Origin of the sequence: Streptomyces sp. 150FB (assembly GCF_000818195.1) — a bacterium.
GTDB lineage: Bacteria > Actinomycetota > Actinomycetes > Streptomycetales > Streptomycetaceae > Streptomyces.
On record NZ_JTHL01000001.1, the window covers coordinates 3752045 to 3764943 of the forward strand.

Below are 12899 nucleotides of genomic sequence, written 5' to 3' on the forward strand. Positions count from 1 at the left end.
CCCGGCGAGGTGGTCGTACCGGACGGGTCCGGCGCGCGGCCCGGTGGCCGTATCGAGATCGGCACGCCCGCCGGTGCCGGCGTCCGTACGGTCGTCGGGACCGTGCCGCGCGCGGACTTCGAGACGGCCGTGTTCTTCAGCGACGCCGAGGCCGCCAGGATTTCGCCGCCGGTCGACGCTGTCGCGGTGCACGCGGACCCGGCGGCGGTACGGAGGGTGGTCGGCGGCCGGGCCGGTTTTGTGGTCCTCACCGGCGACGGCCGGCGGCTGGCCGATCCGGACCCCGACCGCGACAGCGAGGCGCTGACCTCGGTCAACTCCCTGCTGGGCACGGCGGCCGGCATCACCGGCTTTGTCTCGGTCTTCGTTGTGGCGTCCACGTTCTCGTTCACCGTGGCCCAACGCAGGCGCGAGTTCGGCCTGTTGCGTACGGCGGGCGCCACACCCGGCCAGGTCCGCCGCATGCTCCTCACCGAGGCGGCCGTCGTCGGTGCCCTCGCCTCGGCGGCGGGCTGCCTGCTGGGCCGGGCGGGCGCGCCCGTGCTCGCCAACTGGCTGGTGCGTACGGGGATCGCGCCCGCCTGGTTCGCCGTCGGCGACCAGACCTGGCCGCTGCACACCGCCTTCTGGACCGGTCTCGGAGTGGCACTGCTCGGTGTGATCGCCGCCTCGCACCGGGCGGGGCGGATCGGCCCCGTCGAAGCGCTGCGCGAGTCCGCCGTGGACAGCCGGACGATGCCGCTGAGCCGGCGGCTGGTGGGCGCGGCCGTCCTGCTCACCGGGCTCGGACTGCTGGTGTGGACGCTCGGCACCGACCCGGGCGGCCTGCTGAAGCGCAAGACCTACATCACGCAACCGATGGTGCTGATCGTCGGGTTCGCGCTGTTCGCCCCGGTGCTGGTGCGGCCACTGGTCCGCGTCGTGACCTGGCTGCCCGCCCAACTGCCGGGCGCCACAGGACTGCTGGCGCGGGAGAGCGCGGTCGCCGCCGTCCGCCGTACCGCTGCCGTCGCCGCGCCCGTCATCATCACCGTGGCGCTGGCCGCATCCCTGATGGGTACGACGGCCACGGTCAACGCGGCCAAGTCCGCCGAAGCCGCCGCCTCGACGCGCGCCGACTGTGTGATCACCTCGGCGAGCGGGGACGGGCCGCTCGACCCCCGCTTCGTGGCGGAGGTCAGCTCCCTGCCCGGCGCGGTCGCGAGCGTCTCGCGCTCCACCGCCGTCACCGTCCTTGAGGAGGACACCGCACTCATCAGGTCCGAAGCGAAGGCCGTGGACCCGAGCCAACTGACCGCGCTGGCAACGCTTCCGGTGGTCGCCGGGCGGCTCGCGGACCTCGACGACACGAGCATCGTCGTCAACGAGGAGTGGCACACCAGGACCGTCGGCCGGCGGGTGAGCGTATGGCTCGGCGACGGCCGGAAGGTCTCGCTGCGCATCGCCGCGGTCCTACGGGTCGGCACCGGCGGCAACGGTGTCTACGTAACGCCGAAGAACGCCGCCGGAGCGGCCGTCGACCGGATCGACGTACGGGTGGCGCCCGGCGCCGACGCGGCGGCCGTCGGGGCGCGACTGCGTGCGGCGGGACGCGTGGCGCACACACCGGTGCTGACGAAGGACGCGTGGATCGCCGCGCACTACCCGCGCTCCAGCGAGAGCACCCGCCTCGGGCTGCTGCTGATCCTGGGCATCGCGCTGCTGTACACGGGCATCGCACTGGCCAACACACTCGTCATGGCCACGGCCGACCGGACACGCGATCTCGCCGTACTCCGGCTGAGCGGCGCGACAAAGCCGCAGGTCCTAGGGGCGTTGGCGGCGGAGGCGCTGGCGGTGGTCACGGTAGGCGCGATACTCGGGGCCGCGGTGGCCGGACTGAACCTACTCGGCCTCAGAACCGCGCTGGCCCTGCTCCGGGTACGGTCGCCGCTGGCCGTGCCCTGGGAAACGCTCGGCACGGTACTGGCGGCAAGCGCCGCACTGGCTGTCACGGCCGCCGTACTGCCCGCGCTCGCGCTGCTGCGTATACGGCCGGTCGAGCAGGCCGGGGCGCGCGAGTGAGGGGGGTCCGGCATGGAGAGCCCGACAGAGGCGAGGAAGCGGGTACGGATGGTCCCCGCGGGGACGGGAGTCATCGAGTGGCGATGCCCTTCAGCCGCATCTGGTGAAGCTTGCCGATGGCTACCAGTTGCCGCCGCTCCCAATCCGAAGCGGGACGGAGTCTTCGGAAATGGACCCGCCACAGAAGACCGGTCGGGCGGTATATCTCAACGAACGGAGCGTCAACGGTTCTGACCACGCCGGGCATCTCGTAGTCCCGATCGAAAACGACTGCTCCGACTTTTAGCTCATGCACCGTGCCGAAAGAGGAGCGGAGCCAGGTACTGCGGGGTGGTTTCGCGACAGGGTGAGCGGCTCCCACTAGAGCCACCCCGCCTGTGTCCGTTCGTTGGCCTTCTCGATCAGAGGTCGAAGGCGTTGCATGGTCGGGCTGAAAGACCGGTCGTCCGCCCGGCCGCGCATCTGCTGTTTCAGCTCGGCGGCCAGGCGGGCGGAACGCTCAGCACGGCAACGACGGCAGTCGCAGGACGGGAAAGTCAACGCTGACCTGATCGGGGGTTCACCGTGGCTGGGGTAGTCGATGGCGGATAACGGCCGCTCCAACTTCCCCGCGCCCTCGCGGGGTAACCACTTCGGTAAGTCCTTTGTCATGGTCAGCCTCCTGGTGCCCCGTCAAGTCCGCTGTTGCCCGCAGGCGTTGGCTCCAGACAAGCGGGATACTCTGCCGGGCACCACAGCAGAAAGGCCGCACCTTTGCCGCACCCTGGCCGCGCTGGCTACGCTGACCGGGGCGGATGGTCCCAGGATGGAGAAGGCGGGCACGATGATCAGCAGGCGGCAGAAGTTCGCGGCGTGCCGGAAAGCCCGTGGGCTCAACCAAGAACAACTCGCCGAGAAAGTTGGCGTGGACCGCTCCACGGTCCAACGTTGGGAAAAGGGCGACCACGGTCCTCAGCCGTGGCAGAGGCCAAAGATCGCCAAGGCTTTGGGTGTCACAGCCAAAGAGCTTGACGCGCTTCTCGATCCGGATGGACACACCCCCCAGCGATCCGCCAACGAATGGCTCGCCATTTCCACTCCTAGCACGGACGACGAATTCGAAACGCTCGAATTAGCTCGTCGAGTGGTGGCAAGTGACGTGGGGTCGGAAACCCTCAGTCGACTCGAAGGCGCCTTTGACGAACTCGCCGCCAACTATCCGACATCTCCGCCACGAGACCTTCTGGAACGCGTGAGGAAACACTCCGCGTATGTGACAAAACTGATGGATGCCCGCATGACCCTTGGCGAGCAGCGGCGCTTGTTCGTAGTCGGCGGCTGGTTTCAGCTATTGGGTGCGACGCTTCACATTGACCTCAACCAGGAGCATGCGGCCACCGCACGGTTACGGACGGCTGCCACGCTCGCCCAACACGCAGAACACTCCGAGATCCAAGCGTGGTGCTACGAGACTGACGCTTGGCGAGTCCTGACGGACGGAGAATATGGTCGCGCTCTTTCACTTGCCCAAGTCGCACAGAGATTGGCCCCGAGTGGAAGCTCGGTAGCCATTCAAGCAACCGCCCAAGAAGGCAGGGCGCGAGCGCGCCTGGGTGAGGCAAAAGGAACTTATGCCGCCATAGAGCAAGTTCAGCGCATGTCGACTGCGCTCGTATCCCAAAAGGATACCCAACATCACTTCCAGTACGACCCCAGTAAATCGCTGGCATACAAGGCGACAACGCTGGCGTGGATCGGAGACCCTGCCGCAGAGATCTTCGCGCGGGAGGTAATTTCCAGGCTTTCCCCCTCGGAAGATATCCGCAAGTGGCCGCGCCGGGTCGCCTCCGCGAATATCGATCTGGCGTTGGCGTTGCTTCGTGGTGACCGCCTGGATGAAGCGTGCAATTCCGCTCAACGGGCGATTCTCTCCGGTCGCGTCGTCCCTTCGAACCACTGGCGAGCGCTGGAAGTCGTCAAGGCCGTGGAGACGAGGAAACTGCCGGAAGCCCCGGACCTCCGGGAGGCTTACCAGGGGCTCAAGACGCCGGAGTCCGGAGGCTAGTTGCCTCAGTCTCAGTAGCCGTCGGACGGCCGTGCGAGCCGGTCGGGGCGCGCGAGTGAGGGGGCGTGCGGTGGTGGCGGGGGTGTGCCGGGCCGTGGGTAACTCGTTGGTGGGGATACCGTGTCGATGTGCGAATCCCTGGCGAAAGGATGTCGTTGCCGGACCGCATTCGTCCGCTCGGCGGCGTCGCCGCACCTCACCCCCAGGAGGCTTCATGGACCACGGCACCGAGTCATCAGCGCCGAGGGCTCCCCGGATCGACACGAGCAAGGCTCACTCGGCCCGGGTCTACAACCACATCCTTGGCGGCAAGGACAACTACCCGGTCGATGTCGAAGCCGCCGACGCCCTGCTGGCCGCCTGGCCCAAGCTTGCCACCAGCATGCGGATCAATCGGGCCACGATGAGGCGGATGGGGCAGTGGCTGGCCACCGAGGGTGGGATCCGGCAGTTCCTCGACATCGGGACCGGGCTGCCCGTCGAGCCCAATCTGCACGAGGTCGTGCAGGATGTCGCGCCCCGGAGCCGTGTCGTGTACGTCGACAACGACCCGATCGTGCTCGCCCACGCCCGCGCGCTGCTCACGAGCCGGCCCGAGGGGCGTACGGCCTACATCGACGCCGACATGCGTACCCCGCAGAAGGTGCTCCGCTCGCCGGACCTGCTGGAGACCCTCGATCTGGACCGGCCCATCGGGGTCACCCTCATCGCGATGCTCCAGTTCGTCGAGGACGCGCACACCCTCGTACGGGAGTTGACGGCGGCGCTGCCCTCCGGCAGCTATCTGGCGCTGACCACGGCCACCGCCGATCTCACGCCCGGCGGTGAGGTGACCACCATGGCCGAGGAGTACACCCGGCGCGACGTGCCGATGTATCTGCGGACGCTGAGCGAGGTCGAGGGGCTGTTCACCGGGCTCGACATGGTCGACCCCGGTGTGGTGCCGATGAACCGCTGGAAGCCGGAGCCGGGCGACAGCACGTCCGACGACGACGTCAACATGTACGCGGGCATCGGGCGTGTCGTCTGACGGCGCGACTGCGCGACGGCGGACTTCCGGTCGCGCGTCCGGCGGCGGACTTCCGGTCGGCACCTGCCAGTTGGCGCCCGTCAGTTGGCGCCGACCAGTACCTCCGCCGCCGCGATGCCCGAGACGCGGGTCGCGCCGTGTGTCGTCAGATGCACCGCTCCCTGGCGGTCGTTGGCCGGTACGCCCATCTCGACCACGAGCGCGTCGGGCCGGCTGCGTACGAGGCTGGCCAGCGCGTCCGACATCCAGCGGTGCCTGGCGGCGTCCCTGACCACCACGACCAGCGCGCGGCCGGCCGCCGGGGTGAGCGCGACCCTGTTCAACAGGTCTTCGCCGTCGGCGAGTTCGGCTTCGCCGAGCCGCACCGAGGTGACTCCGGGCCGCAGCGCGCGCAGCGGATCGGCCACGCCCCACGGCGTCGATCCGTCGATGGCGAGGTTCATCGTCGGGGACAGCTCCACCACATGCGGGTCCTCGACCAGCGGGAAGGTGGCGTTGGGGGCCCCGTCGAGGTTCCGCCGTACGCGCACAGCGCGCCTGGCGGCGACCAGGCCGATGTCGGACTTCTGCCCGTCGCGCTTCACCGTCTGCGAGAGCTTCCCCGACCAGCGGGCGAACTCCTGTACGCGGCCGCTCGCTTCGGCGAGGCGCTCCTCGGGCAGCGTCCCGTCCAGGACACCCCGCACCAGCGCGCCGGAGAGCAGGTCCACGATGGAGTCGCTCGCGCTCTCGCCGCCGACGCACACCGCGTCGACACCGCCGGCCACCGCGCGGAGGGTCGCCCCGTCGATCCCGTAACGGTCGGCGACGGCGCCCATCTCGATGCCGTCGGTGACCACCATGCCGTTGAAGCCCAGCTCGCCACGGAGGAGTTCGACCAGGATGCGGTGGCTGAGCGTGGCGGGCAGCTCGGTGTCGTAGGCGGGGACGAGCAGGTGGGCGGTCATGACCGTACGTACGCCCGCCTCCATCGCCGCGATGAACGGCGGGAAGGCCGTACGCGCCACCTCCTCGGCGGTGCCCGGCACCCGGGGCAGGCCGTGGTGCGAGTCGACCGCGGTGTCCCCGTGGCCCGGGAAGTGCTTGGCGCAGGCCGCGACACCGGCGGACTGGAGGCCCCTGATCCAGGCCGCCGTGTGGCGGGCTGCCACATCGGTGCGCATGCCGAAGGAGCGGACGCCGATCACCGGGTTCATCGGGTTGGAGTTGACGTCGGCGCTCGGCGCGTAGTTCAGCGAGATCCCGGCGTTGTGCAGCTCGCGGCCGATGTCGCGCGCCACCTGCTCGGTGAGGTCGACGTCGTCGACGGTGCCGAGGGCGAGGTTGCCGGGCCGGGAGGCCCCGGTCCTGGCCTCGATCCGGGTCACATCGCCGGCTTCCTCGTCGATGGCGATGATGAGATCGGGGTTCTCGGCGCGCAGCGAAGCGGTGAGCGTGGCCACCTGCTCAGGGGTCTCGATGTTCCGGCCGAACAGCACCACGGAAGTGAGGCCCTCAGCGATCTTGCGACGGAGCCAGTCCGGCGCCGCGGTTGTCCCCACGAATCCTGGCTGAAGCACGGAGTTCGCCAGACGCGTGAGTTCGGGGTGGCTGCTCGATTCCATGACGGGACCTCCGGAGGCGCAGGTGCGGGGACAGGCGGTCAGACCGGCGACACAATTGGTACAGTCCAACGAGCTTGGTACAGTCCAACGTGATGTTGGCTTAGACCAATAGGGGTGTCAAGGAGTCCAGAGCGGTGGGAAACGTGTCGTTTCCGTAGCGGACAAACGGAGTTGAACCGTCCTCCCGCTCTGATTGACGTACCCGAACGGGCTGTGGAAGCCTCCTGGGGATTCTTCTCAGAACTGTCCGGACCGGGGAAAAGCGCGACCGCTCGTGGAGCCGGAACAAACCCGGCCGCCACGGCGCCTGTCCGCCCGCCCGTGCGACCACCGGGCGGATCCCCGTACGGAGGAGAAGGCCATGCGACGCTACGAGCTTGTCGGCCGCCGCGACATCCGGCTGGACACCGACGCCCCGGTACCGGCGCCCGGCCCCCTTGAGGTGCTGATCCGGGTGCACGCCTGCACCGTCTGCAACCGCAGCGACCTCGCCTACTACCACTATTACGGGCTGCGCGAGCACTGCGCCACCGGCACGTTCGGCCATGAGATCGCCGGTGTGGTCGAGGTGACGGGACCGGGAGTCACCCGCGTCACGCCCGGACAGCGCGTGTTCGTCCGTACGCCGCTCACCACCGGGTACGCGGAATTCGCGCTGGCGCGCGAGGTGGCCGTCGGCGCCCTGCCCGACACCGTGCCCTTCGAGCAGGGCGCGATCCTGCAACTGCTGCCACTGGCCGTGCACGCCACCCGGGGCGTGGAACTCGGCGATCGCGTCGCCGTCGTGGGCCAGGGCCCGGTCGGTCTGCTGGCGCTGCGGATGGCCGCGCTGCGCGGAGCCTCGCGGATCACCGCCTTCGACCTCGACGACTGGCGGCTGGCGCGCTCGGCGCGCTTCGGTGCCGACGCGGTGCACCAGGTCGACGGGGGCCCGGACGGACTCCAGGAGCCCGGGGCCGAGTTCGATGTCGCCATCGACGCCGTGGGTACGCCGACCACGCTCAACGCCTGTGTACGGCTGGTGCGTCAGAACGGGCTCGTGGTCATGCTCGGCACCCACCACGTGGACACCCATGTCACCGTCGACCTGGTCACCTGGGAGCGCAAGGGGCTCCGGGTGCACAGCTCAGCCGAGCCGGTGGACACCGCGCGGGCGTGGGCGCTCGGCGTCGCCGAACGGCTCGCCCACACCCGTACGGCCGAGCTGCGCCTGCCCGAACTCCTCACGCACACCTACGCACTTGAGGAGCTGCCCAAGGCCATGGAGCTGCTCTCGGCCAACCGCGACCTGTACCCGGACGGCGAGCAGGCGCCGTACGACGGCCCGCCCGCCAGGACGCTGAAGGTGGCGATCCGGCCGTGACGCCGCGACCCCGTCCGTGGTCAGCGTGAGGCGTGAGGCTTCCGTGAAGTGGGGCATCGCCGGGTACGGCGACATCGTGGTGCGCCGGGTGCTGCCCGCGCTGCGCGACCTGGGCGAGGAGCCGGTGTATCTGTGGGGACGCGATCCGGGGCGGGCCGCGCGTACGGCCGACGCGTACGGCATCCCCGCGTCCGGCGGCGGCGAGCGGGCCGCGCTGCCGGCCGGGCTGGACGCGCTCTATGTGGCGACGCCTGTCGTGGGTCATGTGCCCTGGGCGGTACGGGCGTTGGACGCCGGGCTGCATGTGCTGATCGAGAAGCCGCTGGCCGGGGCGGTACGGGCAGGGAGCGACGGGCTCACGGCGGGCGCGGCGGGTGCGCCCTGCGCCGGAGTCGCGTACTACCGCAGGCTCGCGCCGGTGGTGCGCGCGCTGCGCGGCGAGTTGGCGGACTGGTCGCCGGAGCGCGTGGACGTACGGTTCCGGTGCGCCTTCGCGCCGGGCCCGGACGATCCGATGCGCTGGCGCACCGACCCGGCGGTGTCGGGCGGAGGGGTCCTCGCCGACGCCGGGAGCCACCGGCTCGATCTGCTGCTGACGCTGTTCGGGCGCCCCGACGAGGTACGGGCCCGGCTCGGCGACCGCTTCCCCGCCGGAGCCGAGCGCCGGGCCGAGGTCGCCCTCCGCTGGCCCTCGGGGCTCCGCGCGCACTGCCTGCTGGAGTGGGGAGAGGCGCCGCCGGTCGACAGCCTCACGCTCCGGGGCGGCGGGCGGGCGCTGGCCCTCGACCCGCTGGACTCCGGGCAGTTGCCGCACACGGGGCCGGAGGGCCGGCGGCGGGTACGGTACGCGCCGGACGCCAACCCGCACCGCGCGCTGATCGCCGACTTCGTCGCCGCGTCGGCGGCCGGGCGGCCCCCGTCGTGCCCGGTGGCCGAGGCCGTCCTCGTGGATGACGTCATCGTGGCGGCCGGCCGCTCGGACGCCGTGGGCGGAGCCCCGGTCAGGCCCTGGCCGGAGTGAACTTCTCCGGGTCGCCGTATCCGTGGTCTGATGTCCAACTCATGGGCTCGATATGGGCGTTGAAGGGCTGACCGGCGGTCGTCGTCATCTCGGGCCGTGGGTGGTTGAGGTGCAGCAGCGCGTCGTCGTAGCGGCGCAGCGAGGTGGCGGCCGTCAGCCTGGCGACAAGGTCGTCGTCCTCGCCGCCCCATCCTTCGTACCGCTCGTCAAAGCCACCGACGCGGTAGACCTCCATGGTCGACCAGACGCAGCCGCCCGGCGGCTCCCGCAGCAGCATGCCGCGCAGCAGGTCGTCGGGGACGTCGGCGGAGCCGCCGTCGCGCAGGCCGATGGCCAGCAGGGTGGACGGCTCGTCGAGGGAGAGCGACCAGCGGAACGGCAGGTGGGTGCCGTGGCCGCCGTCGCGCAGCCGCTCGGCGTTCCGGGCGACGAAAAAACGGTCGACGAGGATGTCGGCGTCCAGGACGCAGAGGAGCCGGGCGTCGTCGGTGGCCGCCGCGGTGACGACGCCGACGTTCACCGCCCACGCCTTGTTGAACAGGCCGTCCTTGCGGGCGAACACGTAGTCGTCGACGAGAGGTTCCAGCAGGTCGCGCGAGCGCGCTGAGCTGTCCGTCTCCACCACGGTGACTCGGTGGGCGGGGCGGGCGGCCCCCTGGTCGGCGAGTGCGCGCAGGCAGGCGAGCAGATTCCGGGTCCGGAGGCCGCTCTCGCGGTCCCGGAAGGGGATGACGACATGGACGCCGGCGGGCTCAGGGCGTACGTGGGGGCGCGCGGGTGGCGTGGGCGGCGCGGTGAGCGTGGCGGGGGCGGTGGGCGTGGCGGGCACGGTGGGCGTCGTCGTTCCGTACCGAGCGCCGAGGTGGTGGTCGATCCAGATGTGCCGGTCGGCCTCGGTCACGGCGGCGGCCAGCCGGGCGCGTTCGGCGGGACGCGCGGCGAGCAGCGCGGTGAGGTGCTCGCGCAGTACGTGCTGCGGGGCGGCGGCGGTGGGAGCGGCGAGGACCGCTTCGTACGCGGTCAGGGGCCCGGCTGTTCCGGCCACGAACGCGGCGAGCGCGCTGTCGACCGTGCGGTAGTGGGCCTCCCTCAACTCCCAGTAGTCGGCGGCGATGTCGGGCACCGCCGGATCGTGGGCCAGTACGGCGTAAGCGGTAAGGCGCTGGGCGAGCGAGGCGATGTCCTGCTCGGGCGGCTCGGGCTCGGGCTCGGTCACGTGCGTCGTCCTCCGGTCGGGGCTGGTCGTCGTGCGGTCATGCTCCGTCGTCCGCCGACCAGGGCGTGAGCCAGCGCGGGTCGTGCGTGTCTCCCGTACGGACGAACCTGACGTCGGCGGACAGGCGCATGGCGTCGGTCCTCGTGTCGAGCGAGGCATGGATGATCCGGGGGACGTGGATCATGACGTCCCCGGCGGCGAAGTCGGCCCACAGCCAGCGGCGGCCCAGGTCCCGGGCCGTCAGCTCCAGATCGTGCGAGATCGCGCGCCGGTCGGACGAGCGGTCGCCGGTCTCGCGCAGCGGGGCGTACTCCTCGGACGACAGCGTGTGCGAGCCCTCCAGATACACCAGCGAGCCGGTCCTCGGCGGGCAGTCGCCCACCGGGATCCACATCGTCACCACCCTCGGTGAGCCCGCGTCCATGTAGTCGAGGTCGACATGGGCGCGCGAGGCGCGGCCCGAACCCCGGTGGAAGTGGCGCAGGATACGGCGGGGCAGCATCTCGACCGCGCCGCCGAGCAGGGTCTCGGCGATCCGCGCGAGCAGCGGGTTGCCCACGAACCGCTCGAAGACGGCCGACCGTACGAAGTCGTACGCGGGGTGCCCTGCCACCCCGTACTCCGGCAGATCCGGCGGCAGACTCCCGGAGAACACGCCCTGCTCGGGGGTGGTGCCCTCGGCCAGGATGCCGGGCTCGAAGAGCGAGAAGTAATCGCCGCGCAGCCGCAGCACCTCGGCCCGGTCCAGTACGCCCGGCAGATACAGATAGCCGTCGGCGAACAGGCGCTTCCGTAACGCGGCGGAGTCGGCGAGCAGGTGCGTGGCGGGGCTCAGCGGCGCGAACAGCTCGGGCGAGAAAGCAAGCGCCATACCGTTTGAGGACAGCTTCACAGGGGGTCCTTCGGTGTCGTGTCAGCGGTCAGCGGTCAGCGGAGGGGGCGACGAGCAGCGGCGAACGACGGGGGCGGGGGCGGGGGCCGGTCAGTAGACGCCCTCCACCGGCTCCCCCGCGTCGTCCATGAAGGGCCGGACCGCCGCCACCCCGTCCCACGGGAACCACGGATGCGGCCCGGTCCGCACCGCGCTGTCCCGCTCCAGCAGATTGGGCAGGAAGAGGTCCTCCAACAGCGTGGTGATCCGCACCCGTCCGCGCTCGCCCACCGCCAACTCCCGCCAGGGGTCCGCCGGATCGACGATCGTCAGCACGGCGAAGGGCGGCGGCAGATGGTACGAGTGGCCCGCGCCGTCCGGCAGTTGGGGGCCGCCCTGGACCGGGTCGGCCTGGAGTGCGTGGCCGGCCAGGGTGTTCCCGTACGTGTCGATCCACCGCACGTCCCGCAGGTGTTCGGTGCGCAGGAAGTCCGCCTCGGCGGCGGTGAGCGAGGTGCCGCCGGTGCAGACGGCCCGGATGCCGTAGGTGTCCAGCGGGCGCGGCAGCCGCATGGCGAGTTCGACCAGCAGGCGCGGTGTGGTGAAGAGCAGCGAGGGACGCTCGGCGGTCAGCAGGTGGAGCGTCTGCGCCACGAGGTGTTCGGTGTACGCGTCCGCCTCGCCCTCCTTCCGGAGCGCGACCTTTACCCAGCGCGGGTCGAAGTCGATGGCGTGCACAGCGCCGTTCCAACTGTCGGCGAGCCCCTCCACGAAGTGCCCGTACGCGTGCGGCCCGGCCGGGGTCATCGCGAGGATGTCGCCGCCGGCCACACCGCGTACCTCCAGCATGGTGCGGTAGATCTCGACGTCGTACGCGAGCCGGGTGACGTTGACGATCCGGCAGGGCGCACCGGTCGTACCCCCGGTCTCGAAGACCCGGAACGGGCGGTCGGCGTAGCCGCGCGGGCGGAGGTCCCTGGCGTGCGCGGCGCGCAGTTCGGCCTTGTCGAAGAGGCCGAACAGCTCCAGCGCGGCGAAGCAGTCGACGTCCTTCTCCGGGTCGAAGCCGAGGGAGGGGCGGCGCGAGACCCAGAAGGGGGAGCCCGTCTCCGCCGAGAAGTGCCAGCGCATCATCCGGCGGGTCCACTCGTCGAGGCCGAGGGCGAGTTCGGGGACGCGGCGGCGCATGGTGTCGAAGGGGGTGGTCGTCGTCACGGGGTTCTCCTCTTCACCGGGCTCACCGGGCTCACCGGGCTCACCGGGCTCACCGGGCTCACCGGGTTCGCCACGTTCGCCACGTTCATCGGCGGGCGGTACACGAACAGGGAGCCGGCGGCGATCGCGGCGGCGGCCGGTCCTTCGCCGCTGTTGCTGCCACCGTCGGAGCCCAGCACGGCGGCGAACGGGAACAGCACCTCGTGCCCGACCAGCGGATGGTTCTCGGGTTTCTCGAACTCGGCCCCGATCAGGACGAGTTGAGGAAGCGCGTACGCACCGGAGGCTCCATGGAGGACAGGAGCCCTCCGGGTCAGCAGCCGGTCGCCGGGGCGCATCCGGTCGGTGACCGAAGCGGCGGCGCGCTCGGCGGCGCCCGGTTCGCGGAAGGCGGTGAGCGGCCGTACGGGGTCCACCGGTTCCGGCCGGATCGCGTCGAGCGCCGAGGCCAGGGCGGTCGCGAGCGGCTGC

General features: G+C 70.9%; 10 protein-coding genes. 5 read left to right on the forward strand and 5 right to left on the reverse strand.

Translation table 11 applies throughout. The annotated features are described in order from the left end of the window. The 3 genes from QR77_RS16055 to QR77_RS16065 all read left to right on the forward strand — a co-directional run. A partial coding sequence (locus QR77_RS16055; RefSeq protein ID WP_040028079.1) for an ABC transporter permease occupies positions 1 to 2064 on the forward strand: 2064 nt, incomplete at its 5' end. Positions 2065 to 2869: 805 nt separating this feature from the next. After that, entirely contained in the window at positions 2870 to 4108 is a 1239-nt protein-coding gene (locus QR77_RS16060; protein ID WP_236710681.1) for a helix-turn-helix transcriptional regulator, read from the forward strand. Between the two features lie 214 nt (positions 4109 to 4322). Beyond that, complete coding sequence (locus tag QR77_RS16065; RefSeq protein WP_040022470.1) at positions 4323 to 5138, forward strand: SAM-dependent methyltransferase; 816 nt, start codon at positions 4323 to 4325, stop codon at positions 5136 to 5138. Between the two features lie 80 nt (positions 5139 to 5218). On the opposite strand, the gene QR77_RS16070 is transcribed toward QR77_RS16065, so the two are convergent. Next, a complete protein-coding gene (locus QR77_RS16070; protein WP_040022471.1) occupies positions 5219 to 6742 on the reverse strand; it encodes a glycoside hydrolase family 3 N-terminal domain-containing protein in 1524 nt (507 codons plus the stop codon). Between the two features lie 361 nt (positions 6743 to 7103). On the opposite strand from QR77_RS16070, the gene QR77_RS16075 reads away from it, so the two are divergent. Continuing rightward, positions 7104 to 8105 carry a zinc-binding dehydrogenase gene (locus QR77_RS16075; RefSeq protein ID WP_040022473.1) on the forward strand — a complete coding sequence of 334 codons (1002 nt, stop codon included), beginning with the start codon at positions 7104 to 7106 and terminating at the stop codon, positions 8103 to 8105. Positions 8106 to 8148: 43 nt separating this feature from the next. After that, positions 8149 to 9126: a Gfo/Idh/MocA family oxidoreductase gene (locus QR77_RS42190; protein ID WP_160310917.1), complete on the forward strand. Its 978-nt coding sequence runs from the start codon at positions 8149 to 8151 to the stop codon at positions 9124 to 9126. Here the strand turns inward: QR77_RS42190 and QR77_RS16085 are convergent. From QR77_RS16085 to QR77_RS16100, 4 genes are all read right to left on the reverse strand, one after another. After that, positions 9107 to 10342 (reverse strand): glycosyltransferase family 2 protein, encoded by a 1236-nt coding sequence (locus QR77_RS16085; RefSeq protein ID WP_052488798.1) that lies wholly within the window; start codon positions 10340 to 10342, stop codon positions 9107 to 9109. The two genes, QR77_RS42190 and QR77_RS16085, sit on opposite strands and share 20 nt — an antisense overlap. Before the next feature lie 37 nt (positions 10343 to 10379). Continuing rightward, on the reverse strand, positions 10380 to 11234 hold the full coding sequence (locus QR77_RS16090) for a phytanoyl-CoA dioxygenase family protein (protein WP_040022474.1): 855 nt from the start codon (positions 11232 to 11234) through the stop codon (positions 10380 to 10382). A 90-nt stretch (positions 11235 to 11324) separates the two neighbouring features. Continuing rightward, positions 11325 to 12428: a hypothetical protein gene (locus QR77_RS16095; protein WP_078876726.1), complete on the reverse strand. Its 1104-nt coding sequence runs from the start codon at positions 12426 to 12428 to the stop codon at positions 11325 to 11327. Continuing rightward, positions 12425 to 12899, reverse strand: a 475-nt coding sequence (locus QR77_RS16100) for a hypothetical protein (RefSeq protein WP_201778808.1), incomplete at its 5' end; no start/stop codon positions are given. The genes QR77_RS16095 and QR77_RS16100, both read right to left, overlap by 4 nt.